This is a genomic window from Paractinoplanes tereljensis (genome assembly GCF_016862435.1).
Classification (GTDB): domain Bacteria; phylum Actinomycetota; class Actinomycetes; order Mycobacteriales; family Micromonosporaceae; genus Actinoplanes; species Actinoplanes tereljensis.
Window position 1 is genome coordinate 12,804 of sequence record NZ_BOMY01000018.1, and the last position, 22,008, is coordinate 34,811.

The 22,008-nt window shown below is 69.3% G+C and carries 22 protein-coding genes and 1 tRNA gene; 9 read left to right on the forward strand and 14 right to left on the reverse strand.

All coding sequences use genetic code 11. The features are described 5' to 3' along the window. The first annotated feature begins 16 nt into the window (after positions 1 to 16). A complete protein-coding gene (locus Ate02nite_RS12700; RefSeq protein WP_203804534.1) occupies positions 17 to 2,452 on the forward strand; it encodes a helicase-associated domain-containing protein in 2,436 nt (811 codons plus the stop codon). A 47-nt stretch (positions 2,453 to 2,499) separates the two neighbouring features. Then, positions 2,500 to 4,161, forward strand: coding sequence for a DNA repair helicase XPB (locus Ate02nite_RS12705; RefSeq protein WP_203804537.1), 1,662 nt, complete (start codon positions 2,500 to 2,502; stop codon positions 4,159 to 4,161). Here the strand turns inward: Ate02nite_RS12705 and Ate02nite_RS12710 are convergent. The 4 genes from Ate02nite_RS12710 to ligD (Ate02nite_RS12725) are packed head-to-tail and all read right to left on the reverse strand — an operon-like array spanning position 4,158 to position 6,788. Then, positions 4,158 to 4,574 carry an HAAS signaling domain-containing protein gene (locus Ate02nite_RS12710; protein WP_203804540.1) on the reverse strand — a complete coding sequence of 139 codons (417 nt, stop codon included), beginning with the start codon at positions 4,572 to 4,574 and terminating at the stop codon, positions 4,158 to 4,160. The genes Ate02nite_RS12705 and Ate02nite_RS12710 overlap by 4 nt on opposite strands. Then, positions 4,571 to 4,906 (reverse strand): PadR family transcriptional regulator, encoded by a 336-nt coding sequence (locus Ate02nite_RS12715; RefSeq protein ID WP_239147349.1) that lies wholly within the window; start codon positions 4,904 to 4,906, stop codon positions 4,571 to 4,573. The genes Ate02nite_RS12710 and Ate02nite_RS12715 overlap by 4 nt, the downstream gene beginning before the upstream one ends. 33 nt (positions 4,907 to 4,939) lie before the next feature. After that, entirely contained in the window at positions 4,940 to 5,848 is a 909-nt protein-coding gene (gene ligD / locus Ate02nite_RS12720) for a non-homologous end-joining DNA ligase (RefSeq protein WP_203804546.1), read from the reverse strand. Beyond that, positions 5,838 to 6,788 (reverse strand): non-homologous end-joining DNA ligase, encoded by a 951-nt coding sequence (ligD, locus tag Ate02nite_RS12725; protein ID WP_438871190.1) that lies wholly within the window; start codon positions 6,786 to 6,788, stop codon positions 5,838 to 5,840. The genes ligD (Ate02nite_RS12720) and ligD (Ate02nite_RS12725) overlap by 11 nt, the downstream gene beginning before the upstream one ends. Before the next feature lie 85 nt (positions 6,789 to 6,873). Here ligD (Ate02nite_RS12725) and ku point away from each other — a divergent pair, with 85 nt between their 5' ends. The 3 genes from ku to Ate02nite_RS12740 are packed head-to-tail and all read left to right on the forward strand — an operon-like array spanning position 6,874 to position 9,552. Further along, positions 6,874 to 7,761 carry a non-homologous end joining protein Ku gene (gene ku, locus Ate02nite_RS12730; RefSeq protein ID WP_203804564.1) on the forward strand — a complete coding sequence of 296 codons (888 nt, stop codon included), beginning with the start codon at positions 6,874 to 6,876 and terminating at the stop codon, positions 7,759 to 7,761. A 13-nt stretch (positions 7,762 to 7,774) separates the two neighbouring features. Then, entirely contained in the window at positions 7,775 to 8,263 is a 489-nt protein-coding gene (locus Ate02nite_RS12735; RefSeq protein ID WP_203804567.1) for an NUDIX domain-containing protein, read from the forward strand. A gap of 11 nt (positions 8,264 to 8,274) precedes the next feature. Further along, complete coding sequence (locus tag Ate02nite_RS12740; protein WP_239147350.1) at positions 8,275 to 9,552, forward strand: MFS transporter; 1,278 nt, start codon at positions 8,275 to 8,277, stop codon at positions 9,550 to 9,552. Positions 9,553 to 9,841: 289 nt separating this feature from the next. Here the strand turns inward: Ate02nite_RS12740 and Ate02nite_RS12745 are convergent, their stop codons facing one another. From Ate02nite_RS12745 to Ate02nite_RS12755, 3 genes are read right to left on the reverse strand one after another with little or no spacing between them, the layout of a single operon-like run. Beyond that, entirely contained in the window at positions 9,842 to 11,068 is a 1,227-nt protein-coding gene (locus Ate02nite_RS12745) for an MFS transporter (RefSeq protein ID WP_239147351.1), read from the reverse strand. Between the two features lie 2 nt (positions 11,069 to 11,070). Continuing rightward, complete coding sequence (locus Ate02nite_RS12750) at positions 11,071 to 11,634, reverse strand: TetR/AcrR family transcriptional regulator (protein ID WP_203804570.1); 564 nt, start codon at positions 11,632 to 11,634, stop codon at positions 11,071 to 11,073. Further along, positions 11,631 to 12,200: a sugar O-acetyltransferase gene (locus Ate02nite_RS12755; protein WP_239147352.1), complete on the reverse strand. Its 570-nt coding sequence runs from the start codon at positions 12,198 to 12,200 to the stop codon at positions 11,631 to 11,633. The genes Ate02nite_RS12750 and Ate02nite_RS12755 overlap by 4 nt, the downstream gene beginning before the upstream one ends. A 61-nt stretch (positions 12,201 to 12,261) precedes the next feature. Here Ate02nite_RS12755 and Ate02nite_RS12760 point away from each other — a divergent pair, with 61 nt between their 5' ends. Further along, on the forward strand, positions 12,262 to 13,386 hold the full coding sequence (locus Ate02nite_RS12760; RefSeq protein WP_239147353.1) for a geranylgeranyl reductase family protein: 1,125 nt from the start codon (positions 12,262 to 12,264) through the stop codon (positions 13,384 to 13,386). On the opposite strand, the gene Ate02nite_RS12765 is transcribed toward Ate02nite_RS12760, so the two are convergent. From Ate02nite_RS12765 to Ate02nite_RS12785, 5 genes are all read right to left on the reverse strand, one after another. Next, positions 13,383 to 13,904 (reverse strand): DUF6226 family protein, encoded by a 522-nt coding sequence (locus Ate02nite_RS12765; protein WP_203804576.1) that lies wholly within the window; start codon positions 13,902 to 13,904, stop codon positions 13,383 to 13,385. The genes Ate02nite_RS12760 and Ate02nite_RS12765 overlap by 4 nt on opposite strands. Positions 13,905 to 13,973: 69 nt before the next feature. After that, positions 13,974 to 14,171 (reverse strand): DUF397 domain-containing protein, encoded by a 198-nt coding sequence (locus Ate02nite_RS12770; protein WP_203804579.1) that lies wholly within the window; start codon positions 14,169 to 14,171, stop codon positions 13,974 to 13,976. Between the two features lie 251 nt (positions 14,172 to 14,422). Beyond that, positions 14,423 to 14,614 carry a DUF397 domain-containing protein gene (locus Ate02nite_RS12775; RefSeq protein WP_203804582.1) on the reverse strand — a complete coding sequence of 64 codons (192 nt, stop codon included), beginning with the start codon at positions 14,612 to 14,614 and terminating at the stop codon, positions 14,423 to 14,425. 60 nt (positions 14,615 to 14,674) lie between these two features. Next, complete coding sequence (locus Ate02nite_RS12780; protein WP_203804585.1) at positions 14,675 to 15,595, reverse strand: helix-turn-helix domain-containing protein; 921 nt, start codon at positions 15,593 to 15,595, stop codon at positions 14,675 to 14,677. 174 nt (positions 15,596 to 15,769) lie between these two features. Then, positions 15,770 to 16,213, reverse strand: coding sequence for a DUF6232 family protein (locus Ate02nite_RS12785; RefSeq protein WP_203804588.1), 444 nt, complete (start codon positions 16,211 to 16,213; stop codon positions 15,770 to 15,772). A 678-nt stretch (positions 16,214 to 16,891) separates the two neighbouring features. Between Ate02nite_RS12785 and Ate02nite_RS12790 the strand changes: the two genes are divergently transcribed. Next, positions 16,892 to 17,350, forward strand: coding sequence for a DUF2231 domain-containing protein (locus Ate02nite_RS12790; RefSeq protein WP_203804591.1), 459 nt, complete (start codon positions 16,892 to 16,894; stop codon positions 17,348 to 17,350). A 46-nt stretch (positions 17,351 to 17,396) separates the two neighbouring features. Here Ate02nite_RS12790 and Ate02nite_RS12795 read toward each other — a convergent pair. After that, positions 17,397 to 17,470 (reverse strand) — tRNA-Thr (locus Ate02nite_RS12795). A 131-nt stretch (positions 17,471 to 17,601) separates the two neighbouring features. Between Ate02nite_RS12795 and Ate02nite_RS12800 the strand changes: the two genes are divergently transcribed. Then, the gene (locus Ate02nite_RS12800; RefSeq protein WP_203805082.1) at positions 17,602 to 19,260 is read left to right on the forward strand and encodes a metallophosphoesterase family protein; all 1,659 of its coding nucleotides are present in this window, start codon (positions 17,602 to 17,604) and stop codon (positions 19,258 to 19,260) included. On the opposite strand, the gene Ate02nite_RS12805 is transcribed toward Ate02nite_RS12800, so the two are convergent. Continuing rightward, positions 19,257 to 20,093, reverse strand: coding sequence for a PSP1 domain-containing protein (locus Ate02nite_RS12805; protein ID WP_203804593.1), 837 nt, complete (start codon positions 20,091 to 20,093; stop codon positions 19,257 to 19,259). The two genes, Ate02nite_RS12800 and Ate02nite_RS12805, sit on opposite strands and share 4 nt — an antisense overlap. A gap of 160 nt (positions 20,094 to 20,253) precedes the next feature. Between Ate02nite_RS12805 and Ate02nite_RS12810 the strand changes: the two genes are divergently transcribed. Beyond that, complete coding sequence (locus Ate02nite_RS12810; protein ID WP_203804595.1) at positions 20,254 to 21,861, forward strand: hypothetical protein; 1,608 nt, start codon at positions 20,254 to 20,256, stop codon at positions 21,859 to 21,861. Positions 21,862 to 22,008: the final 147 nt, after the last annotated feature.

The window sequence follows — 22,008 nt, forward strand, 5'->3', positions numbered from 1 at the left end:
GCTAGCGTTGAGAACGATGGCCACCACATTTGCCGATCAACTACGGTCGCTCACCGACGAGGCGCTGGGCGCGCTCATCCAGCTGCGCCCCGACCTCGTCGTGCCCGTGCCCGCCGACATCTCGGCGCTGGCCGTGCGCGCCCAGTCGCGCGGCTCGGTCGCGCGCTGCCTCGACGGTCTGGACGAGTTCACCCTGCGCGTCCTCGACGCGGCCCGGCTCAGCCGCTCCGCCGACAATGCCCTGACCTCGGTCGACGCCATCCTCGAGCTGTCCGGCAGCACCGCACCGGACGAGGTACGGGTGGCGATCGACCGGCTCCGGGTCCGATTCCTGCTGCACGGCTCGGAGGACGCCCTGGCGGTGGCCGGCGCGGTCGACGAGGTCACCTCGCCCTATCCGGCCGGCCTGGGCCGTCCCGCCGACTTCCTCGACCCGCAGACCGCGGCTCTCTGCGCCGACGGGGCCAAGTTGCGCCGCACGGTGCTGGCCGCCCCGGCCGGGGCCCGCGCGGTGCTCGACCGGCTGGCCGCCGGGCCACCGATCGGCGCGCTGGGCCGGGAGAGCCGGGACACCATGGCCGAGCCGGTGCGCTGGCTGGTCGAGCAGCACATCCTGGTACCGATCACCGAAGCCGGCCGGGCCCCGCGCCCGGACGGCGAGCTGGTCGAACTGCCCCGCGAGGTGGGCATGCTGCTGCGCCGGGAGACCGGTCCGCTCGGCGAGCTGCGCCCGTTCGCGCCGCTGCCGGCGGGTTCGGCCCGCGACCGGAAATCGGTCGACTCGGCCGGTGCCGGGCAGGTGATGGAGGCGGTGCGCAGCGCGGAAGCCCTGCTCGAGGCGCTCGGTGGCGAGCCGGCCCCGGTGCTGCGGGCCGGTGGCCTCGGCGTCCGTGACCTGCGCCGGCTGGCCCGGTCGGCCGGCCTCGAGGAGGCCGGCGCGGCGCTGCTGCTGGAGATCGCCTACACGGCCGGCCTGCTCGGCGAGGCCGACGCGTCCGGCAACTCCCGCGCGGTGACGATGAGCCGGGCGAGCGGCGCGGTCGACGAGATCTTCCTGCCCACCGGGGCCTACGACCTGTGGCGGGCGCTGAGCATCGCCCAGCGCTGGCACACCCTGGCCCGGGCCTGGATGGTGATGACCCGCCAGCCGGGGCTGGTCGGTTCCCGTGACGACCGGGACCGGCCGATCAACGCGCTGGCGCCGGAGGCCGAGCGGGCCGGCGCCCCGCAGGCCCGCCGCGAGGCGCTGCTGGTGCTGGCCGACCTCGAGCCGGGCACCGCTCCGGCCGTCGACGAGGTGCTCGAGCTGCTGGCCTGGCAGGCGCCGCGCCGGGCCCGGGGGCGGGAGGCCGCGCACCGGGACGCGCTGGCCGGCGCCGCCCTGCTCGGGGTGACCGCGCTGGGCGCGCTCACCTCGTTCGCCCGGCTGCTGCTCGAAGATCCGGACGACGACGAGAACGACCCGCTGGGCGTACGCGCCGCGGCCAGCCAGCAGCCGCACGACGCGGTACGCACGTTGGACGCCCTGCTGCCGGCCCCGGTCGACCACGTGCTGGTGCAGGCCGACCTGTCGGTGGTGGTGCCCGGCCCGCCCGAGCCGGAGTTGGCCGCCGAGCTCGACGCGGTGGCCGAGCCGGAATCGGCCGGCGGCGCCAGCGTCTTCCGGGTCACCCCGGCCAGCGTGCGCCGGGCCCTTGACGTCGGCTACACCGCGAGCGACCTGCATTCGCTGTTCAAGCGCCGGTCGCGCACCCCGGTGCCGCAGACCCTGACTTACATGATCGACGACGCCGCCCGGCGGCACGGCGGCCTGCGGGCCGGGTCGGCCGGCTCCTACCTGCGCAGCGACGACGAGGCGCTGGTCGCCGAGGTGGTCGCGGACAAGCGGCTGGCCCCGCTGGGCCTGCGGCAGATCGCGCCGACCGTGCTGGTCAGCCCGCTGCAGGTGGCTCGGCTGCTGATCCAGCTTCGGGACGCCGGTTTCGCACCGGTGGCCGAGGACGGCGGCGGTGCGGCGGTGCTCACCCGCCCCAAGGTTCGGCGCGCTCCCACCCGTACCACCCTGGCCGCGCGTCTGGCCGACCAGGCCGCGCCCCCGCTCCTGGCCGGACCCCGTCTGGCCGGGGTGGTTGAGCAGTTGCGACGCGGCGACATCGCCACCCGCGCGGCTCGCCGGGCCCCGGTCACCGTGCGTGCCGCGAACGGGCAGAGCGTGACCGGTCTCACCTCAGTGCAGCGGCACGGCGAGGCGATGGGCGTGCTCCAGCAGGCCGTCCGGGACAAGGCGCGGGTCTGGGTGGGTTATGTCGACTCGCACGGCGCCACGCTGTCCCGGCTGGTCCGCCCGGTGTCACTGAGCGCCGGCTATCTGCGGGCCGAGGACGAACGCACCGAAACGTTGCACACCTTCGCGCTGCATCGGATCACTGCGGCGGTGCCCGAGGAAGAGTGAGCGGGCCGTGGCAAACTGGAGGGTCGGCTTTATGAGGGGGACTTCCGGTGGGCGACGGACCGTTGATCGTGCAATCGGACAAAACACTGCTACTCGAGGTTGATCATCCGGACGCGCAGGCGTGCCGGATGGCGATCGCGCCCTTCGCCGAGTTGGAGCGCTCGCCGGAGCACGTGCACACCTATCGACTGACCCCGCTCGGCCTGTGGAACGCGCGCGCCGCCGGGCACGACGCGGAGAGCGTGGTCGACTCGCTGATCAAGTTCTCGCGCTACCCGGTGCCCAACGCGCTGCTTGTCGACGTGGCCGAGACGATGGACCGCTACGGCCGGTTGCAGCTGGCCAACGACCCGGTGCACGGCCTGGTGCTGCGCGGCCTCGACCGGATCGTGCTGATCGAGGTGGCCAAGTCGAAGAAGCTGGCCGGCATGCTCGGCGCCAAGATCGACGACGAGACCATCGTGGTGCACCCGTCCGAGCGGGGCCGGTTGAAGCAGGCGCTGCTCAAGCTGGGCTGGCCGGCCGAAGACCTGGCCGGTTACGTCGACGGCGAGGCGCACGAGATCGACCTCGCCGAGGACGGCTGGACGCTTCGCTCCTACCAGCAGGAGGCGGTCGACGGCTTCTGGGCCGGTGGCTCCGGCGTCGTCGTGCTGCCCTGTGGCGCCGGCAAGACCCTGGTCGGCGCGGCCGCGATGGCCACCGCGAAAGCCACCACGCTGATCCTGGTGACAAACACCGTCGCCGGCCGGCAGTGGAAGCGCGAGCTGATCGCCCGCACCTCGCTCACCGAGGAGGAGATCGGTGAGTACTCCGGCGAGCGCAAGGAGATCCGGCCGGTCACCATCGCGACCTACCAGGTGCTGACCTCGCGCCGGGGCGGCGCGTTCACCCACCTCGACCTGTTCGGCGCCCGCGACTGGGGCCTGGTCATCTACGACGAGGTGCACCTGCTGCCCGCCCCGATCTTCCGGTTCACCGCCGACCTGCAGGCCCGCCGCCGGCTCGGGCTGACCGCCACGCTGGTGCGCGAGGACGGCCGGGAGGGCGACGTGTTCTCGCTGATCGGCCCGAAGCGCTACGACGCACCCTGGAAGGACATCGAGGCACAGGGCTGGATCGCGCCGGCCGAGTGCGTCGAGGTGCGGGTAACGCTCACCGACGCCGAGCGGATGGCGTACGCGGTGACCGAGGCCGAGGAGCGCTACCGCTCGGCGGCGACCGCCCGCACCAAGCTCCCGGTCGTCCGGGCCCTGGTCAACAAGCACCCGGACGAGCAGGTCCTGGTCATCGGCGGCTTCCTCGACCAGTTGCACGACCTGGGTGAATACCTCGACGCCCCGATCATCCAGGGTTCGACCACGAACAAGGAGCGGGAGCGCCTGTTCGACGAGTTCCGCTCGGGCTCGCTGAAGACGCTGATCCTCTCCAAGGTCGGCAACTTCTCGATCGACCTACCCGAGGCGGCGGTGGCCATCCAGGTGTCCGGCACGTTCGGCTCGCGGCAGGAGGAGGCTCAGCGCCTCGGCCGGGTGCTGCGGCCGAAGGGCGACGGCCGGCAGGCGCACTTCTACACGGTGGTCTCCCGCGACACGATCGACACCGAGTACGCCGCGCACCGGCAGCGCTTCCTGGCCGAGCAGGGGTACGCGTACACCATCGTGGACGCGGACGACGTGCTCGGCCCGCCCCTCCCGCAGATCGACTAGGAACGCACCGGCGACGGCACCACTTCGGTCGGCACCGGAGCGATTTCCTGCTGTGCCGGGCCATCGGAGGACGTGCGCGAGAAGGTCAGCCCGAAGCAGACGAAGAGCACCAGCAGCACTCCGGCGATCGCGGCCGCCGGCCAGTACCAGCGAATTGTCCGCTTCACCGGCGCCGCCGCGACCGGGCCGAACTCCTCGTGCGCGGCGGCCGCCACCACCTCCGGGCTGCCGAGCCGCTCGAGCACCTCGATCAGCTCGCCCTCGGTCTGAATGTTGCGCTCGGCCTTTTCGCTGGCGATGTGCGCGGTGAGGTCGGCGAGCAGTTCGCGGCGCTGCAGCACGGGCAGCCCGGCCAGCCGGACGTCGATCTCGTGCAGATATTCGGCGACGACATCGGTGTTCTTGGTGTTCATGCGGCCTCACCGGTTCCCACGAGACGGTCGACGGTCTGACGGAACGAAACCCATTCGGAGCGGAAGTGTTCGAGCGCGGAGCGCCCGTCACTGGTCAGTGCGTAGTAGCGCCGGGGTGGTCCGGACGGGGACTCGGCCCATTTGGTGTCCAGCCACCCGCTGCGGCGCAGCCGGGAGAGCAGTGGGTAGATGGTGCCTTCGCTGGCCGCGAGGTTGGGTTCTTCGCCGAAGCGGCGGACTATCTCGGTGCCATAGCGGTCCTCGTGCTCGACCATGGCCAGCACGCAGAACTCCAGAGTTCCGCGCCGAAGGCTGGTCGCCAGTTCTGCCATGCGCCACACAGTACCTTGCGACGCAAGGTAGGCCTACCCCGGAAGAACCGGCCCCGGCCGCAGCAGATCCGCCAGCAGATCGCCGTGCTCGTCGATCCGGTCCAGCGCCTCGGCCGGCGAGTAGTGATGCGGCTCGGCCGCGCCGGTGCCGACCGCCTCCACTTCATCCCAGGTCAGCGGCGTCGACACGGTCGGGAACTCCTGCGCCCGCAGCGAATACGGCGTCACCGTCGTCTTGGCCGCGGCGTTCTGACTCCAGTCGATGAAGATCTTTCCCGGACGGATGGCTTTCGCCATCTTCGCGGTGATCGAGCCGGGGACCATCGCCGCCAGCTCCTCGGCGACCCTTTTGGCGTACGCCGTGACGGTCTCCGCATCCTGCGTGCCGGAGATCGGGCAGCAGAGCTGCATGCCCTTCTTCCCGGAGGTCTTCGGGTAAGCCGCGATTCCGTCCTGCTCAAGTCGGTCGCGCATCAGCACCGCCACCGCGCAGCACTCCCGCAGCCCGGCCGGCGCACCCGGGTCCAGATCCACCACCAGCAGGTCGGGGTGGGCGCCGATTTTCCACTGTGGCGTGTGCAGCTCCAGCGCCGCCAGGTTGGCCAGCCACACCAGGGTAGGAAGCTCATCCACCACGATGAAGTCGATCGTTTCCCGGCTCTTGGTGGACCCCGGCACCGGCAGCGTCTCGAGGCGCACCCAATCAGGCGTACCCGCCGGCTTGTTCTTCTCGAAGAAGTGCACACCGTCGACCCCGTTGGGATAACGGATGCGTGTCACGGCCCGGCCGGCCAGATGCGGCAGGAGCACCGGCGCCACCCGGGTGTAGTAGTCGATGACCTCGCCCTTGGTGAACCCGGCCGCCGGGAACAGCACCTTGTCGAGATTGGAAAGCTCCAGGTCACGGCCCTCGATGGAGACGGGGAGCCGGTCAGGAGCCATCGTCTTCCTCCTCCGCGCACTCGGCCGGGGACTTGTCGTCACGCACGCGCAGGAAGCGGGGGAAGCGCAACCGGCCGTCCGGCGTGCGGTTGCCGTACCGCACCTCGACCACCAGCTGCGGATCCACCCAGTGGGCGCCTCTCGCATCCTCTCGCGGAACCGCGCCGGGCGCGAACGGAGAATCCCGCCGGGCCAGCGGCTCGAGCCGGGCCAGCAGTTCCTTCTCGGCGACCGCGCCGATGCCGCCGCCCACCCGGCCGCGGAACACCAGCCCGTCCGGGGTCGGCATCCCGACCAGCAGGCCGCCGAGCTTGCGCACCCCGGCCCGCCAACCCCCGATGACGTAGTCGCCGGTGCGGTCGAACTTGACCTTGATCCAGTCCGGCGAGCGGTTGCCCGGCAGGTAGACCGAGTCGGTGCGCTTCGCGACCACGCCCTCGAGGCTGTTCTCCCGGGCCGCCTCGGCGGTGGCCGGCCCGTCGCCGAACGCCGGCGGCACCATCCAGCGCGGCCCGGCCAGGCCCAGCTCCTCCAGCCGTTCCCGGCGGGCCAGATAGGGCAGACCGGTGTAATCATGGCCGTCGTAGAAGAGAAGATCGAAGATCATGTACGTGACCGGCAGGGTCACCGCCAGCCGGGCCGCCCGGAGGTGCTCCCGGACGTGCATGCGCTCGGCCAGCGCGGTGAACGACGGCCGGCCCGCCGCGTCGAGCACCACCATCTCGCCGTCCAGAAGCGTGCCCTCGGGCAGGTGCAGGTCGGCGATTTCCGGGTAAGCCGAGGTAACCACCGCGCCCGAGCGCGCGAACAGGTCGGGCGGACCACCGGCGAACAGGGCGAGAACGCGAACCCCGTCCCACTTGAATTCGTAGCTCCAGCCCGGCCCGACCGGCAGCGTGCCCGCGGTGGCGAGCATCGGCGAGAGCGGGGCAGCAGGCACTCGATCACCTTAGGCAGGACCGAACACCTTACGCAGGAGTCTCAGTAATGCCATCCTGATCAGGGCTAACGAGGGGATGCTCGCCATGCGCGCGATCTGGAAGGGCGCGGTGTCGTTCGGCCTGGTGTCGATCGCCGTGAAGCTGTACTCCGCTACCGAGGAGAAAGACATCCGGTTCCACCAGGTGCACCGCACCGACGGTGGCCGGATCAAATACCAGCGCACGTGCTCGATCGACGGCGAAGTGGTCAGCTACGACGACATCGCCAAGGGCTACGACATCGGTGGCGGCGAGATGGTGATCCTCACCGATGAGGACTTCGCCGACCTGCCGCTGACCACGTCGCGGGCGATCGACGTGCTGGAGTTCGTCCCGGCCGAGGACATCGATCCGATCCTGTTCGCCAAGGCCTACTACCTGGAGCCGGAGGGGCAGGCCGCGAAGCCGTACGTGTTGCTGCGCGACGCCCTGCGGGACGCCGACCGGGTGGCCATCGTCAAGATCGCGATCCGCCAGCGCGAGCAGCTCGCCACCCTGCGCGTGCACGAGGACGTGCTGGTGCTCAACACCATGCTCTGGCCCGACGAGGTGCGCACGCCCGAATTCGGCTTCCTCGACGAGGACATCGAGACACGGCCGGCCGAGCTGGCCATGGCGAGCTCGCTGATCGACTCGATGGCCGGCAGCTTCAAGGCCGACGAGTTCACCGACAACTACCGGGCCGCCCTGCAGGAGGTCATCGACGCCAAGGTCGAGGGCCGCGAGATCGTCCAGCCGGAGGAGGCCGAGGAGGCCCCGGCCGCGGCGATCGACCTGATGGCGGCGTTGAAGGCGTCGGTCGAACGGGCCAAGAAGGCCCGCGGCGAGGAGTCCGCGCCCGCTCCCGCCAAGAAGAAAGCCGCTCCGGCGAAGAAAGCCGCACCCGTAAAGAAAGCCACTCCCGCCAAGAAGGCGGCCAAGAAGTCCGCCTGACTAGAGTTGCCCCGTGGGATTGACGTGGGAAGAGTCTTATCTGGGCAAGGTCCGGGCCAGCATCGGCGACACCGACACGATCCTGTTCGTGGGTGCCCGCGGCGTGGTCTTCGACGAGCAGGGCCGCCTCCTGCTGATCCAGCGCTCCGACAACCTCCGCTGGGCGATCCCGGCGGGTGCCATGGAGCTGGGCGAGAGCATGGAGGATTGCGCGATCCGCGAGGTGTGGGAGGAGACCGGCCTGCGGGCCACGTCGCTGACCCCGTTCGCGTTCTACACCGCGTACACGTACACCAACGACTACGGGCACACCTACCAGCAGATCCTGATGAGCTTTCGGATCGACAGCTGGGAGGGCGAGCTGGTGCGGCAAACGGACGAGTCAGTCGACGCCGGCTTCTTCCCGCTCGACGCCCTGCCCGGCGGGCAGTCGTTCGTCGTCGCCGAGACCCTAAGTGATCTTGCGTTATTCCAGGAGACCGGGCGCCTGGTGCTGAAGTAGCGTCGCCCTTCGTGAGTAAACGCAACTACCTGGGGATGGATCTCAGTCCCCTGAAACACCGCGACTTCCGACTGGTCTTCGCGGGCGGTACCATCTCCGGTTTCGGGTCGTTCATCACCTACGTCACGATCCCCTACCAGGTCGCGAAGCTCACCGACGACCCGGTAATGGTCGCCCTCCTGGGCGTCTGCGAACTGGTCCCGCTGCTGGTCATGGCGTTCGTCGGCGGCGCGCTGGCCGACTATCTGGACCGCCGCCTGCTGGTCCGCGGCGGCGAGTTCGCCCTGGCCGCGCTCACCGGTGTGCTGCTGATCAACGCGCTCAGCGACAAGCCACACCTGTGGTTGCTCTACGTGATCGCGGCCCTGGCCGCCTCGGTGGACGGCCTGCAGCGCCCCGCGCTGGAGGCGATGATCCCCCGCCTGGTGGAGCCGGAAGAGCTACCCGCGGTAATGGCCATCAACTCGCTGGGCTTCCAGATCGCCCAGCTCGGCGGCCCCGCCCTCGCCGGCCTGCTGATCTCCGCCGTCGACCTGGCCTGGGTCTACGCCTTCGACCTGCTGACCTTCGCCGTCTCGCTGACCTGCCTGACGATGGTCCGAGCCGTCCCACCCCCGCCCGCCGCCGATCGCCCGTCGATCGGCGCGGTGATCACCGGCTTGCGCTACGCGAAATCCCGCCCCGAATTGCTCGGCACCTATCTGGTCGACATCAACGCCATGTTCTTCGGCATGCCCCAGGCCCTTTTCCCGTTCCTGGCCACCCAGCTGGGGGGCCCGAAGATACTGGGCCTGCTCTACGCCGCGCCCGCGGCCGGCTCGATGATCGCCACCCTGACCTCGGGCTGGACCGGAAAGGTACACCGGCACGGCCTGATGGTGCTGATCGCGGCCGCGTTCTGGGGCCTGGGAATCGTCGGCGTAGGCCTTTCCAACACCCTGTGGCTGACCCTTTTCTGCCTGGCTTTCGCCGGCGCCGCCGACATGATCTCCGGCATCTTCCGCTCGGTGATGTGGAGCCAAACCATCCCGGACCACCTGCGCGGACGCCTGGCCGGCATCGAAATGCTGTCGTACACCACCGGCCCACTGCTGGGCCAGATGCGCTCCGGCCTGATGGCCAAAACCCGCCTGGGCGTCGGCGGTTCCATCTGGGCCGGCGGCGTCCTCTGCATCGTGGGTTGCGCGGCCTTGGCCGCCGCCCTGCCAACCTTCCTGCGCTACAACGGCAAAGACGGCCTGGCCCAAAAGAAGGCCGCCGACGAGGCCTACCTAACAGCAAATACCTAAACCATTTAAATACGGGCATGAAAAGTCCCGTGGCGCACGCCCAGGTCCGTGCGCCAACCGCTTATCACCCGGCTACCGGCCGATTCCCGATGGGATCCTTCACGCGGGCTCCGCCCGCATGTTTCCCGAACTGCTCTGGTCGCCATTGGACGGTCCAGGGCAATGCGGGCGGAGCCCGCGAGGCGTGTTGCCATCGGGGCCGGGCCGGAAGCCGGGTGATAAGCGGTTGGCGCACGGCCCGGGCCGTGCGCCACGGGACTTTTCATGCCCGTATTTATAGGGTTTGTGGTTAAGCGCGAGGTGGCGCGGAGAGCGGTTTCACCGCATCGGCCAAAGCGATTGCCACCGCTAGTAAGGCAGCCACCGCGAGCAGTCCCTTCAGGACCGTCACGTGGTCGCCGAGGAAACCGACCAGCGGCGGGCCGCCCAGGAATGCGCAATAGCCGATCGTGGCCACCACGCTCACTCGCGGGGCGGCATGGGCCGGGTCGTCGGCGGCGGCGCTCATGCCGACCGGGAAGCCCAGCGATGCGCCCAGGCCCCAGAGCAGCACGCCGATGAAGGCCACCGCCGGCGCCTGGCCGAAAACGAACAGTGCCAGGCCGACCAGGCTTACCCCGGCCAGGGCTCGCACCACCGGCACCCGGCCGAAGCGGTCCAGCCAGCCGGGGCCGAACCATCGGCCGATGGTCATCGCAGCCAGGAACGTCGCGAAGGCCAGCGTGCCGACCGTGGCGGGGACGCCGTAGCCGTCGATCATCGCGATGCTGATCCAGTCCAGGCCGGCGCCCTCGGTGAAGGCGAAGGCCAGCACGAACAGGCCGATCAGTACGGTGCGGGGCTCACGCCAGGTGGCCAGGGCGCCGGCCACCCGGCTGGCCGGTGGGGCCGCGTGCGCGGGATCGGTCGGGACGGGCGGCTCCAGGTCTTCCGGCTCGTCGGGCAGGAACGCCTGGACGGCCAGCATGACGATGATCGCCACCAGGATCGCGGAGATCATCAGGTGCACGGTTACGGACAGGTGCAGGGCCACCGCGCCGGCCCCGATCAGCGCGCCGGCCACCGTGCCGACGCTGTAGCCGGCGTGGAAACGCGGCATGATCGCCTTGCCGAGGTGCCGCTCGACGACCGTGCCCTGCACGTTCATGGCGACGTCCCAGCCGCCGTTCGCGAAACCGGCGAAGAACAGCGCGATCACCACCGGCAGCACGCCGAACTGGTAGCCGATCGCGGTGCCGGAGAGGGCGATGCCGAGCAGGCCGGCCATCGCGGCGACCGTGCGACGCGAGCCGAAGTGGGCGACGATCTGGCCGGCCAGCACCAGCGACACGATCGAGCCGGCCGCGATGGCGAGCAGCACCAGGCCTAGCCGGGACGGTGACAGCCCGAGTTCGTCGCGGACCTGCGGGATGCGCGCGGCCCAGCTGGCGCTGGCGAAACCCATCAGGGTGAAGGCCGTGTACACCCCGCGGGTAGCGGCCCGGACCGGTGCGCCGACGACGGTGGCCGCGGCCACGACTAGATCCCGACCAGGCGGCCGACGATCTCGCGGGTGCCGGCCCGGTCGAAGGTGGCGGTGGAGAGGGTGAGGTGCATGACCATGCCTTCGATGAGGGCGTCGACGCCGCGGGCGGTCACCGGATCAACGAAACGCTCCAGCACCGCGCGTGATCGGCGCATCCAGGACTCGGTCACGCTGCGCAGCGCGGGATTGCGCAACGCGGCGAGATAGAGCTCGTACGCGACAGCCCAGTCACGCGGGTCGGCGCCCGCGTCGCCGTGGATCAGGTCGGTGACCGCGTCGGCGAAGCCGGCCAGGTCGCGCACCTCGTGGAAGTGCGCCTCGTACAGCGGCGACATCCGCTCGGCGTGCCGGCCGAAGGCCTGTTCCAGCAGGTCGTCGACGCCGGTGAAGTGGTAGGTGAGCGAGCCGAGCGGCACGTCGGCGGCGGCCGCGATGCGCCGGCTCGTGGTGCCGGCGACGCCGTGCTCGGCGACCACGTCGATGGCTGCGTCGACGATGCGGCTCTTGCGCTCGGGGTCGTAGCGGCGCGGCGACCGCGCCACCGGGACCGCGGTCACGGCTCGACCGCCCGGATCACCCGCGCCGGATTGCCCACCGCGACCACGTCGGGTGGCAGATCTTTGGTGACTACCGCGCCCGCCCCGACCACTGAGTTGTCACCGATGGTCACCCCGGGCAGGACGATCACGCCGCCGCCGAGCCAGACGTTGTGTCCGATCGTGATCGGCTTCGCGGCCTCCCACTTGTCCCGGCGCGGGCCGGCCGCGACCGGGTGCAGCGCCGTGAGCAGCTGCACGCTGGGCCCGATCTGCACGTCGTCGCCGATCGTCACGCGGGCGACGTCCAGGCTGATCAGCCCGAAGTTCGCGAACGTGCGGGCGCCGACGAACGTCTGGTAGCCGTAGTCGCACCGGAACGGCGGGCGGATCTCGCTGTTCTCGCCGAAGGCGCCGAGCAGGTCGGTGAGCAGCTCGTGGCGCAGCGCGTGGTCATTGGGGTCGGCCATATTGAGGCGGTGGGTGAGCGCCATGGCGCGCTCCGAGTCGCGGGCGAGTTGCGGGTCGTCGGCGATGTACAGCTCACCGGCGAGCATCCGGTCCCGCATGGTCCGGGTCTCCTCCATAGGGACAAGCGTACACACGATATGTACGCTCGTACGCAACTCGCGGGACTACACTCCGCTCGTGAACGTTGAGCCGCCCTGGGATGTCGCAATAATCGGGGGCGGTCCGGCCGGACTGGCCGCCGCCTACACCGCGGCCGAGGCCGGCGCACGCACCATCGTGCTCGAACGCGCCACTCACCCGCGTTACAAAACCTGTGGTGGCGGCCTGATCGGCACGTCACTGGCGATCGCCGAGTCGCACATCCAGGTGCCCGGGCGCGACACGATCAACGCGATCACCTTCACCCGCGACGGTCGGCAGACCTTCACCCGGCGAGCCCGGCAACGCCCACTGCTGACCATGGTGCGCCGCGACGACTTCGACAATGCCTGGTACGAATCGGCGGTCGCGGCCGGCGCCACGGTCCGGCAGAACGCCCAGGTCCGCTCGCTGACCCAGACCGACGACGCGGTGACCGTCACCCTCGCCGACGGCACCGAGGTCCTGGCCAGCACGGTGATCGGGGCCGACGGCTCGGCCGGCATCACGTCCCGCCACGTCGGAGTCACCTTCGACCAGCAGGACCTCGGCCTCGAGGTGGAGATCGCCGCCACCGACCAGGACCGCCGGCAGTGGCGCGGCCGGGTGCTGCTCGACTGGGGTCCCTACCCCGGCTCGTACGGCTGGGTCTTCCCGAAGGACGACGAACTCACCGTCGGCGTGATCATGACGAAGGGCCACGGCGCCGAGACCAAGCAGTACCTTCAGGACTTCGTGGCCCGCCTCGGCCTGGCCGACCGCAAGGTCGTCCGCGACTCCGGGCACCTGACCCGCTGCCGCCGTCCCGACTCACCTCTGCGGCACGGCCGGGTGATCGTCGCCGGTGACGCGGCCGGGCTGCTCGAGCCGTGGACCCGGGAGGGCATCAGCTTCGCCCTGCGCTCCGGCACCCGGGCCGGCACGGCCGCGGCCACCGGCGACCTGGCCGGTTACGAGCGCACGATTACCGAGGAACTCGTCCCCGAGATGACCGCCGGCCGCCGCATGCTGGCGGCGTACTCCCGGCGCCCGCTGCTGGTGCACGCGGCCATGGCGACACCGGTGGGCTGGCGGGCGTTCCAGATGTTCTGCCGCGGCGAGATCGCGATGGCCGATGTCATCCGCCGGCCGGTCATCCGAGCGGCAGTGAACCTGCTGGGTTAGATGCGCCTGGGCCACGGGGCCCACTGCACCGGCGCGGCGAAGCCGCTGCGGCGAGCCTCTCGGGCGTCGCGGGCGGTCAGTGGCCCTTCCCGGCGGGCGCTGAAACCCACCGCGATCAGCCTGGTCTCGAACCACGAGCCACCCACGCCGCGCCGGACCCGCTCCCAGAGCCCGCCCTCGACGAGCGCCCCGATCTGCGTGCGCAGCACCTCGGTAAGCTCGCCCGGATTTTCCCCGCAGTCGTCGCACCCGCACGCCGGCAACGCCTCGGCCCACCACCGGCCGAGGCGCACCATCAGCCCCGGGAAATCGGTGAACGCAACGGCGAGGGGCCCGGCCGCCGGTGTACGGGGAATGAGTCGCACCATACGCACGAGAGCCTCGGTCGGCCCGAGCAGCTCTTTACTCTCCCGCCGCTCAACCATGTATCGCTCGGCGAGGCTCTCGAGCATTGCCTCGGCCGTGTCGTGCAGCATCGCGAAGCGCGCGGTGCCGGTGGTGTGCGGATCGGCCCTCACCTGCGTCATTATGCCGCCGCTGGCCTGCGACGGCCGGGTGACGGCCGAGGTTGGCGAATGATGAACGGCTCAGATGCCGAACTCGCCGGCCTTCACAGCCGACAGGAACGCGGCCCAGCCAGCCGCGCCGACGTGGAGGACCGCGCCATCGGGGTCCTTCGCATCACGTACGAGGTAGGTGCCACCTACCGTGGCGATCTCCACACAGGTACCTGAGGTACAGCGCGTTGACCGCTTCCACTGCAAGTTCTCCGTCAGCTTGATCACTTTGCTACTCCTCCGTGACGGTTCCCGTCATTTACGGTAAGGGAACAGCAGAGGGGCAAACACGAGTGACATGAGTGAAACCCGACGTAATACGGCATTCATCCGCGAAACACCGGGATGTCGCATGCCTTTACGTCGGGTTAAGTCGTCTATGTAACATGTGCGGAGAGCGGACGCATGGCCCCGCACCCTGAGCTGACACCGATGTCAGGGGTTCGGGAGCACCTCGGGGTGCGAGGCCAGCGCCAGAATCAAAAGCTGAACTCGCCCAGGTTTACGCCCTCGACGAAGGCTGACCACTCCTCCGGCGTGAACCGCAGCGGCGCATGGTCAAGGTTCTTCGAGTCGCGGACCATGATGCCGCCCTCGACCTTCATGACCTCGACACACGAGTTACTGGCACACCGGCTGCTCTTGCGCCAGTTGTCCGAGCTGGACTCCATTGTCACTCCACACAAAAGGAACCCGCAGCCCGAACCGGTGCTGCGAGTCCGGTTGACTAGCTATGGGTTCTTTCTGGTGCGGATCTGCGCTTCCAGGTCTTTGATCCGGCTACCCATGAAGTCGATCGTGTCTTCCTCGGTAGCCGCAGCGTTCCATATTTTATCGAAGCGCTCGTGATGCCTTCGGACCGTGTGATCTTCCACGATCTCGTCCTGTAACCCGGTCTCTCGATAGAGCACTTCGCTGCGCTCTTCAGCCTTGCCGGACCTAAGGGTGAGCAGGTCGAACGTGGCATTGTTGGTCACCGCAGCCGAGTCAAAATCGAACGGAATCATCCGAAGTTTAATCTTGCCTGCGGCGACCAGGTCATTCAAATCGCGTAACTGCTCGAGAAATACTTCCGGGCCGCCGAGTGGCCGGCGGAACACCGATTCGTCGAGCAGAGCGAAGATCGCGAGCCCATTGCCCAACCGGTTCAGCACCGTTTCGCGGCGGTGCTGCCTTGCCTCCACCCGGATCCGCCGAGTCTCCGACGGGATGTCGTCATCCGAGTAGGTGTCGAGATTGGCGTGGCCGTAGGCCGGCACCTGCAACGGCCCTGGCATGTAGAAGACCTGGTAGTACCGGATCTCGACGGCCTCGGCCTCGTACTCGATGAGGCGGAGGTTCGGGCCGGTCAGGTGCTCCTTCATGCCTGGCTTCTGGTACCACGCCGTGCGCTGCCGAGTACGAGCGATCTTGGCAAACGCCAGCAGCTCGGCGACTTCTGTCCGATCCTTGACATTGAGGTACGTCAGCAGCGGCTTAAGATCGTTCGGGGCGATGCTGACGTCGCCATTCTCTATCCGAATGACTTTGCTGAGAGACCACTCCATGGCCTCGGCGACCTGGGGCTGAGTGAGCTTCGCCCTTTCCCGGGCATCACGCAGCGCCAATCGCACGTTTCGACGCGCGATGGTCGGCGAGACGTCCTCGGTCACGGTCTCTTGTCAATCCTTCGGCAGTTGTCAGGTTCAAGACGCCACCTCGCTGACTGCCAACCGGCTACCGGCGAAGTGGCAACATGCTATCCACTGTCCTACCAAAACGACGAAGCGCTCACCTGGTGTTTCTCAAAAAGAGATGAGTCACACTGCACTTCCTCGTCGTGATCGTCACGCGGCGGTCGCGTGCGATCGGTAACGGGCACCCCCCGCGCTTTCCAGAGCTCTCTTCAAACCGCGCTTGACCTGGTTGAACATGGTGAGGTCGCGGGTCGAGTAGACGGTCACCTCGCGTCCTCGGTGGATGGCTCGAATCTCCCAGCAGGGCACCGCGCGCCGCCGGAATGTGGCGATCGCCACCATGGCCACGGCGACACCGGCGAGTGACAGGCGAACCAAGGTGGCGTCGACGAACATCGCGCTCACCGCGATGCCGGCCGCCGCGAGCACAGCCGAGGCGACGACCTCGGGGCGCGGGCCGGTGACCTTCACATCGCGCCGGATGACGCGAACCCGGCGCAGGTGCGCGATGTCGTACGCGCGGAGCGTGCCGGTCAGCCACAGAAACTGGGTCTCGGTGATCACTGCGTCGTGGCCTCGGTAAAAAACGCGCATGTCCACTCCCTCGGCACTGCGGCGAGAAGAGAAGGTCGCGATGGCGCGGAGAGGGAAAAGCGGCGCTCGGTTGCCGCCGAGACGCCGCTCTTACTGCTCCCCCTCGAACTCCGCCCTCCGGACTGTCTATGTCGAGTAGACCACGGCTAACTGTCGGTTGGCTACCCCTCAACCTGCTAGTTGGCACATTAGCTATTTAAGCTGGTCAGCATGCCTTCCGACCCTGCTCTTCCGGGGGAATTCGCGCATGCTGCCCGCTCGCGTGTGCTCAACTAGGGACCGGCAATAGAGGCGCATGGCGCAACTCCGGTCCGGTTCTCCTTGCGGGAAACGGGAAAGGCGAGCAACCATCGACGCAGAGAGAATTCCCCGCCTCGCTCGGCCGGTTCTGCCTCGGTCCGTTGAGCTTGGAGGCGACAACGGCACCCGGTTGCCGCCGGGTGCCGCTGCACTGATCCCTCTTCCGAACTCCGCCCTACTGGTAGTAGAACATGCCAGCAGGCAGTCCGCCACTACTCAATCTGCCAGGTTGCAGATTGCGTAGAGGCCGTGCGAGCCCGGTGCTATCCGTCACCCTGACCGTCGTGTGGCGTTTCATTCACGTAAGCCCCGGGTAGGCCAACTGCGACGAGCTACGCCGAAATGTTCAATATCCGCAGGCAGAAGGGCGATGACCGCATGGAGAGCCGCCTGAGCATCGCGGGGCAAGCGGTGCAACCCATCCTCGTGATGTTCCCGCTCGGCCTCTTCTCGATGGCCGTGATCTTCGATCTGGCCAACCTCGCCGGCGCCCCCGGCATCGTCGGCACCCTGGCCTACTGGAACGTCGTGGCCGGCCTCGTCGGCGGATTCCTGGCCATGCTGGCCGGAGCGATCGACACCGCGTTCGTACGCCGCCCGACCGCGAAACGCATCGGTGTCCTGCGCGCCCTGCTCAACATGGGAGTGCTTTTCCTGTTCGCCGTGATCCTGATGGTCCGGGTCGGCGCACCCGACCGGGCCGCCGGCGTCGGCCTGTTCCTCATCGAGCTGCTCGCCCTGACGATCTCCGGTTTCGGCGCCTGGTTCACCGGCGAGCTCGCCAACGGGCGCACCCCGGCATTCGCCAAGGCCGCCGTGGGCAGCCGCGGTTACTGATCGGAAAACAGAAACCCCAGGCCGTCTGGCCTGGGGTTTCTCTCTGAGCCGCCTGACGGAATCGAACCGTCGACCTACGCATTACGAGTGCGTCGCTCTAGCCGACTGAGCTAAGGCGGCAACGAGGGATAAGTGTACGGTATGCACCCCGCTGGGTTCTGTCGGACCCCGGGACTACTGTGCCATGCGTGACAGTCGATCACTCCCCGTCCGCCGAGGCGGAGCGCGTCGCACCTCCCCGCCCCAGCAGCATGGACCCGAAAGAGCTCGGCTTCACGCCGCAGCGCCCGGTCGGCTGGCTGGCGCCGCTGCTCCTGCTCAGCACGGGCGTGCGCACCCTGCTGGCCATCCTCTTCGGGGCCTATCTCGACAAACGCGAGCTGCAGAACGCTCTGGACGGCGACTGGTTCGACCAGTCCGTCACCGAGACCGGCGAGATGTGGCTCGACTACGTGGCTGACCTCGGCGACGGCTTCCACGCGACCTACTCGGTGGCCTGGCTGCTCGCCCAGGACCGGCTCACCGTCGACGGCGCCGAGCTGCCCCGCGGCCAGGTGCTGCTGATGGGCGGTGACCAGGTCTACCCGCTGGCCAGCGGGGACGGCTACGAGAGCCGGATGAAGGGCCCCTACCGCGCCGCCCTGCCCGAGCCGCCGGCCGGACAGCTCCGGCCGACCCTGTTCGCGCTGCCCGGCAACCACGATTGGTACGACGGTCTCACCGCGTTCCTGCGCCTGTTCGCGCGGCGCAAGGACGGCCACATCGGTGGCTGGCGCACGCAGCAGCGCCGGTCCTACTTCGCGGTGAAGCTGCCCGGCGACTGGTGGCTGTTCGCGATGGACGAGCAGTTCGGGGCGTACATCGACGACCCCCAGTTGCAGTACTTCGAGGAGGCCGCGAAGAACGTCGGCCCGGAAGACCGGATCATCCTGATGACCCCGTCGCCGAAGTGGGTGAAGGCGGCCGAGGACCCGGACACCTACGACGCGATCGACTATCTGATCCGGATGATCCTGGCCCCCACCGGGGCCAACGTGCGGGTGCTGGTCTCCGGCGACCTGCACCACTACGCCCGCTACAGCGGCGAGGACCGGGAGCTGATCACCTGCGGGGGCGGTGGCGCCTACCTTCTCGCCACCCACCAGTTGCCCGAGCAGATCACGGTGCCGCCCGAGGAGACGCTGACCCGTAGCAAGAGCCGAAGCCGGAAGTACGACCTGCGCTCCCGGTTCCCGGACAAGGCCACCTCGAAGCGGATGAGCTGGGGAGTCTTCCATCGGGTGCCGACCCGCAACCCCGGTTTCGTCACCATGCTGGGCCTGATCCAGATGCTCACCATGCTGGCCATGGCCGGCGCGGCCAGTCAGGGCGGCAACGTCCAGCGGCTGTTCACGATCCCGCTCAGCCTGATGCTGGTGATCATCATGGCCGGGACGGTGATGTTCGCGAAGCCGCCCGGCGCGGCTCTCGCCCACCACACCCGGCACTGGCTGTTCGGGCTGACGCACGGCTTCGCCCAGGTCAGCCTGGCCGTCCTGGGCGCCTGGCTGTGGCTCAACCTGCCGGTGCACGACTGGGCCTGGCCCGGGCCACTGGTGGTGGCCATCGTCGTCTACTGGCCGGTCGCCGGGTTCGTGTCGACCCAGCTGTGCGCGCTCTACCTGCTGATCGCCGGCATGTTCGACGTGAACGTCAACGAGCTGTTCGCCGGCCAGGGCATCGAGGACGCGAAGAGCTTCCTGCGCCTGCACATCGCGGCCGACGGCACGCTCACCATCCACCCGATCGGCGTCGACAAGATCTGCCGCAAGTGGGTGGCCGACCCGGACGGCGCCGCCGACAGCTCGTGGCTGCGCCCCGAGGAGCCGCTCGTCGCCCACCTCATCGAGCCGCCGATCACGGTGCGCTAGGAATACCGCTCCTCGTGCGACTGTCGTGGGCCGCACACTGAGGCGCGGCTGCACGAGCAGCGGGAACCGTCGGCGTCCATGCGCACCACGACCTCGTCGCGGGGCACGCTGTGCGCCACCACCCGGCCGTCGCCGGTCGGCGTCTTGATCCGGGAGCCGACCGCCGGGGCCGAGGCCTGAAACGCCTGGTACAGCGGGTGTTCGTATTTGAGGCAGCACATCAGGCGGCCGCAGGCACCCGAGATGCGCAGCGGGTTGAGCGGCAGGTCCTGATCTTTCGCCATCCGGATCGTCACCGGCTCGAAGTCGGTGAGGAAGGTGGCGCAGCACAGGTCGCGGCCGCACGAGCCGATGCCGCCCTGCACCCGGGCCGAGTCACGGGCCGACAGCTGGCGCAGTTCGACCCGGCAGTGCAGGGTCGCACCGAGGTCGCGCACCAGCGAACGGAAGTCGACGCGGTGCGGCGCAGTGAAGTAGATCGTGGTGCGGGGACCGCCGGAGCCGGCCTGGTCGAGCACGTGGTCGACGGCGACCACCTTCATCGGCAGCTCGTGGGCCTTGATCAGTTTCTTGGCGGCGACCTTGGCCTCGGCCTTGCGCTTGCGCAGCAGCTCGTCGCGGCGCAGGTCGTCATCGACGGCGAGGCCCGCGACCTTGGGGAAAGCGGCCGTGTCCTCGTCCACCCACTGCGCCGCCCAGACGCACTCCGCCACCTCGGGCCCGTCGTCGGTGGGCACCAGCACCCTGTCGCCGACCTGCGGTGCGAACTCACCTGGATCGAGGTAGTAGAGGCGGCCGTACCGGTTGAAGCTGACCGCGCACAGCATGCCCATGTCGACCACCCTACGACGCTCGATCGGCCGCACCAAATGCCGGTTTTGGACTACCCGCGGGGGTTGTCATATAGATACGTCGCAACCGCCCAGATCGACCTTCGTTGGGCAGATCCGTAGACACCGCTCCATCGCGGAACACTTCGGGAGGAAATACCCCATGACGCCCGTAAGGTCGCTGGCCGCCAGTGTCGTCGTACTTGGATTTGCCGGCGCGATCGCCGCGCCGCTGCCCGCATCGGCCGCCTCGGCGGCGTGCGAGCGGACCGAGAACTACGCGGCGCAGTCCGGCGCCGAAGCGCTCCGGATCGACAAGCTCGAGATTCGCGCCGCTAACCGGGGCACCGAACGGCCGCTGACCCCGGATGCGGACGACGACACCCAGGAGTCGGGTGGGGAGGGTCCAGCCGACCGGATCCTCGGAGCCGGCGCGGCGGGCATCGACCCGACCACCGACACCGGCGAGGACGCGGACACCCTGAGCGAGGGCATCGGCATCCTCGGCAAGGCGGTTCTCGACTCGGTCGACCCGGACGGCTTGATCCCCCGCGCCGACTCCGAGCCGTTCACCGCGGAATCGGGCACGACCGAGTCGGACACCGGTGGCCAGGGTGGCGGCGACGAGGGGGACGAGCCGAAGGTGGTCACCGTTCGCGAGGTCGGTCTCGGCGAGGCCCGGACGGCCCTGATCGGACCGGCCAAGGTGAAGTCGGCGGCCGTCGCGCGCATCCTCGACGGCAAGTCCGGCGACCAGGCGTCGTGGACCAAGCCGGTCGTCCAGCAGGCACCGCCGACCAACGCTGAGGCCACCAAACGCAGCACGGGCGGCGGGCAGGCCGGTCCACTGAAGGTCGGCGCCGGCGAGATGTCGGCGCACGCCCGGTGGGACGACGGGATGGCGTGCGCCCGAGCCGCCGGGGAGACCGGGCGCTCGCAGTCCTCGGTGCGGGGCGCGACCATTCTCGGTGGGGCGGAGACCGTTCTGGTTCGCGTACCGGAAAAGCTTGCCGGGGTGAGCTCGACGGCGCTGGAGGGACGCGGCGGGTCCGCGCGGACGGTGGCCTCGGCCACCATGACCGCCGGCCGGATCGATCTGGCCGGTGGCCGGGTGCGGGTGCGGGTGCTGCGGGCGCCCGCCCTGACCGCGACGATGTCGGCGACCGAGGGTGGCGAGGTGAGCTACGAGCCGGCGCTGATCGAGGTGTCCGGCGATGGGATCGCCACCGAGCGGCTGTCGACGGCCGGTGCCGAGGCCGAGTTCACGGTGCGGCCGGACCGGAAGGCGATGGAGGCCGGGCTGCTCGGTTCGGGTCTCGACGGGCTGACGTCGGGTTCGGCGCTGCCGCTGCCGCACGTTCCCGGCCTGCCCAAGGTGACCATGCCGGCCGCGATCGGCGGGCCGGCGGCCGAGTCGGCACCGGCCGCCGCGGGGTCGACCCGGGTGCGTATCGCGCTCGGCGAGGTGCGGAAGGCGACGAAGGGACATGCCGTCGCCGCCCGGGCCACCGCGATCACGGTGTCGCTCGATCAGGTCGGCGCATCCGACGGTTATCACGGCAAACCAGGCTCGGCGTCGCTCAGCCTCGCCCTCGGACTGATGGAGGCGGCCGCCGTTGCGCCGGAGGAGCAGAGCACGGCGGGCGAGGCCGGCGGTCTTCCGATCACCGGGCCGCGGGTCACCGGTTTGGCCATGGGCGGCGCTGCGCTGCTGGTCACGGGCATGGCCGCGGTTCTGCTCAGCATGCGCCGCCGACGGACCCGCCAGTAGCATCCGGCGCGCGCCCGGAACGCGATTGGCTGGATGGACATATGTCGATCCCCTGACGGTGGAGGGCGGGGCGACCGGTCGTGCCGTCCTGCTCCGCCGAGTGTCCGGAACAGCGCGCAAGGCCAAGACAATCGTCGATTCATGGCG

Excerpts from the sequence above, each read along its gene's own strand:
- Ate02nite_RS12800 (WP_203805082.1), top strand. The coding sequence starts at position 17,602 with ATGGACCCGAAAGAGCTCGGCTTCACGCCGCAGCGCCCGGTCGGCTGG.
- Ate02nite_RS12790 (WP_203804591.1), top strand. The coding sequence starts at position 16,892 with ATGGAGAGCCGCCTGAGCATCGCGGGGCAAGCGGTGCAACCCATCCTC.
- Ate02nite_RS12810 (WP_203804595.1), top strand. The coding sequence starts at position 20,254 with ATGACGCCCGTAAGGTCGCTGGCCGCCAGTGTCGTCGTACTTGGATTT.
- Ate02nite_RS12700 (WP_203804534.1), top strand. The coding sequence starts at position 17 with ATGGCCACCACATTTGCCGATCAACTACGGTCGCTCACCGACGAGGCG.
- ku (WP_203804564.1), top strand. The coding sequence starts at position 6,874 with ATGCGCGCGATCTGGAAGGGCGCGGTGTCGTTCGGCCTGGTGTCGATC.
- Ate02nite_RS12755 (WP_239147352.1), bottom strand. The coding sequence starts at position 12,200 with ATGGAGGAGACCCGGACCATGCGGGACCGGATGCTCGCCGGTGAGCTG.
- Ate02nite_RS12710 (WP_203804540.1), bottom strand. The coding sequence starts at position 4,574 with ATGAACACCAAGAACACCGATGTCGTCGCCGAATATCTGCACGAGATC.
- Ate02nite_RS12805 (WP_203804593.1), bottom strand. The coding sequence starts at position 20,093 with ATGGGCATGCTGTGCGCGGTCAGCTTCAACCGGTACGGCCGCCTCTAC.
- Ate02nite_RS12715 (WP_239147349.1), bottom strand. The coding sequence starts at position 4,906 with ATGGCAGAACTGGCGACCAGCCTTCGGCGCGGAACTCTGGAGTTCTGC.
- ligD (WP_203804546.1), bottom strand. The coding sequence starts at position 5,848 with ATGGCTCCTGACCGGCTCCCCGTCTCCATCGAGGGCCGTGACCTGGAG.
- Ate02nite_RS12775 (WP_203804582.1), bottom strand. The coding sequence starts at position 14,614 with ATGGAGTCCAGCTCGGACAACTGGCGCAAGAGCAGCCGGTGTGCCAGT.
- Ate02nite_RS12785 (WP_203804588.1), bottom strand. The coding sequence starts at position 16,213 with ATGCGCGTTTTTTACCGAGGCCACGACGCAGTGATCACCGAGACCCAG.